Origin of the sequence: Streptomyces boncukensis (assembly GCF_011045075.1) — a bacterium.
GTDB classification, from domain to species: Bacteria; Actinomycetota; Actinomycetes; order Streptomycetales; family Streptomycetaceae; genus Streptomyces; species Streptomyces boncukensis.
This window is the reverse complement of record NZ_JAAKZZ010001045.1, coordinates 1-874: the sequence shown is the minus strand read 5'-3', so window position 1 is coordinate 874 and position 874 is coordinate 1. Positions and strand designations below refer to the sequence as shown.

1 protein-coding gene is annotated in these 874 nt (G+C 78.4%); it reads right to left on the bottom strand.

Translation table 11 applies throughout. The features are described from left to right. Positions 1-874: PhnE/PtxC family ABC transporter permease (locus G5C65_RS37850; RefSeq protein WP_165303605.1), on the bottom strand; the 874-nt coding region annotated here is incomplete at both ends.

The following is an 874-nucleotide window of genomic DNA, read 5'->3' as shown; positions in this document are numbered from 1 at the left end:
CGCTGGGAGCGCGGCCGCGCTCCCGCCCCACCGACCAGTCGGCGCAGGTGACCACGGCGACCTCGGAGCGGACCCGGTTGCTCCACAGCTCGACGAGGCCCGCGAGCACCAGCAGCGCCGCGACGAGCGTCCAGACCTCGTCCCAGTTGCGCGACTGCAGACTGACCGTCAGCTCGAAGCCCAGCCCCCCGGCGCCCGCGACCCCGAGCACCACCGTGGACCGCAGGGCGCACTCGAACCGGTAGAAGGAGTAGGAGAGGAGGAGCGGTGCCGTGCCCGGGAGGAGGGCGTAGGCCAGCGCCGGGCCCGGCCGGGCCCCGGCGGCGCGCAGCGCGCGCAGCGGACCGCCGGGCACCGAGTCGAAGGTCTCTCCGAAGACCTGGGCGCTCTGTGCGCCGAACGGCAGGGCGAGCGCCAGGACGGCGACGAGCGGATCCAGCCCGAGCGCGCTCACCAGGAACAGCGCCCACACCAGCTCGTGCACCGAGCGCACGGCGACCAGCGCGCCGCGCAGCAGGAGCCGCGCGGCGCGCACCGGCCAGGGCAGCCGGCTGCTCCACGCCGCGTCGCTGAGGACGAGCCCGCCCAGCAGGCCCAGCACCAGCGCTCCCGCCGTCCCGAGCAGCGCCAGGGCCACCGTCGTGGCCGCCGCCTCGCCCACCACCGCGAGAAACCCGGGGTCGAGGGAGGGGCGCAGCGCACTCGCCGCGATGTCGCCGAGCAGACCCAGCCCGCCCCGGTTGACCAGCTCGCCGCCGGGCGGCACGGCGCGCAGCGCCGCCCAGGCCAGCAGCCCGGCGACCGCCGCCGGCGCGCCGAGCTTGCGCAGCGCGACCCGGCGCCCGCTCACGGCCGCGCGCCCGGCGGCGGGCGG